Source organism: Azospirillum sp. UFLA03-27, assembly GCF_059803775.1.
Genome location: NZ_JAUQTX010000497.1, coordinates 1 through 1,329 on the forward strand (window position 1 = coordinate 1; position 1,329 = coordinate 1,329).

1 protein-coding gene is annotated in these 1,329 nt (G+C 66.1%); it reads left to right on the forward strand.

Annotated elements, in window-relative coordinates; all coding sequences use genetic code 11:
• The first annotated feature begins 152 nt into the window (after positions 1-152).
• Positions 153-1,319, forward strand: a complete 1,167-nt coding sequence (locus Q4I23_RS32685) for a PQQ-dependent sugar dehydrogenase (RefSeq protein WP_454020892.1) — start codon at positions 153-155, stop codon at positions 1,317-1,319.
• Positions 1,320-1,329: the final 10 nt, after the last annotated feature.

The following is a 1,329-nucleotide window of genomic DNA, read 5'->3' on the forward strand; positions in this document are numbered from 1 at the left end:
GCGTATAATCGTCGGCAGCGTCAGATGTGTATAAGAGACAGGGGGAGGGGACAAAAGGACGGGGAGTGGGAATGAAGTGGGGCCGAGCGTCTTGTTCGTGGCCGTGGCGCCCCCACCTACCCATCGACAGCGACGATGCGGGAGGACGAGGAATGCGCATGGGCCGAACCGCCGCCCTGATGACCGCCACCACCCTTGCGGCTTGCCTGAGCGTTACGGACGCAAGCGCCGTGGACAAGGTGTTCAAAACCGAAAAGGCGATGGTGGCGGTGAAGACCGTCGCCAGCGGCCTCAGCCATCCCTGGGGACTGGCCTTTCTGCCTGACGGGCGGATGCTGGTGTCCGAGAAGGACGGCCGGTTGCGCATCGTGGCGCCGGACGGCACGGTCTCCGCCCCGGTGAAGGGCGTGCCGAAGGTCGACGACCGCGGGCAGGGTGGCCTGCTCGACGTGGCGCTGGACCCGGACTTTGCGCAGAACCGCTTCGTCTATCTCAGCTTTTCCGAGCCCGGGACGCAGGACGGCACCAACTCCACCGCCGTGGCGCGTGGTACTCTGAACGCCGACGAGACCGCCCTGACCGACGTGCGGGTGATCTTCTCGCAGAAGCCCAAGGTGGAAAGCCGGATGCATTACGGGTCCCGGCTGGTCTTCGACCGGCAGGGCCACTTGTACGTGACTCTGGGCGAACGCTCGCTGGAGCAGTTCCGGACGCAGGCGCAGGATCTCGATTCGCATCTGGGCAAGGTGGTGCGGATCAACCGCGACGGTTCGGTGCCCGCCGACAACCCCTTCGTGAACCGATCCGGCGCGCTGCCGGAAATCTGGTCCTACGGCCACCGCAACATCCAGGGCGCCGCCCTGAATCCGCAGACCGGCGCGCTGTGGATCAACGAGCATGGCCCGCGCGGCGGTGACGAGGTCAATGTCCCCGAACCGGGGAAGAACTACGGCTGGCCGGTGGTGTCCTATGGCGTGAACTACAACGGGACGCCGATCGGGACGGGCAAGTCGAGCGCGCCCGGCATGGAGGAACCGGTGTACCAGTGGACCCCGGTCATCGGTTCCTCCGGCATGACTTTCTACACGGCGGACACGCTGCCCGGTTGGAAGGGCAGCCTGTTCAACGGCGGGCTGGCGACCAAGGAGGTCGTGCGGCTCGAACTCGACGGCAACAAGGTCAAGCACGAGGAGCGCATGTTCCGCGATCTCGGCAAGCGCATCCGGCAGGTCAGCCAGGGACCGGATGGCGCGCTCTATCTGCTGACCGACGAGAATCGGGGCGAGATCCTGCGGGTGACTCCGGCGGGCAAACCGTAAGCACCGGTTC

Excerpts from the sequence above, each read along its gene's own strand:
- Q4I23_RS32685 (WP_454020892.1), top strand. The coding sequence starts at position 153 with ATGCGCATGGGCCGAACCGCCGCCCTGATGACCGCCACCACCCTTGCG.